The organism is Paraburkholderia sp. SIMBA_030, from assembly GCF_046535245.1.
Classification (GTDB): Bacteria; Pseudomonadota; Gammaproteobacteria; order Burkholderiales; family Burkholderiaceae; genus Paraburkholderia.
Genome location: NZ_JAWRXB010001711.1, coordinates 1 through 233 on the forward strand (window position 1 = coordinate 1; position 233 = coordinate 233).

General features: G+C 65.2%; 1 pseudogene. It reads right to left on the reverse strand.

The window, feature by feature from the left end:
* Nucleotides 1–97 precede the first annotated feature (97 nt).
* A pseudogene (locus tag SB772_RS45850) lies at nt 98–233 on the reverse strand (NAD-dependent deacetylase); the annotation flags it as partial.

The following is a 233-nucleotide window of genomic DNA, read 5'->3' on the forward strand; positions in this document are numbered from 1 at the left end:
TCGTGCGGCTGCCCGTACAGCGCTTCCAGTTCTTCTATCGACGTGAGCATCGGCGTTCCTTGTGAATTGACATGAAGCTGGCGCGCACGTGCGTGCATCAGCTGACCGCGAGACGCGCCGCGAGCGCGGCGAGCGCGTCGCCGCATGGCGCTTCCACTTTCAGCGACAGCAACTCATCGGCGCGCGTGCGTCCGAGATTGATCGCGGCGACCGGCTTGCCCATCTTCTGCGCC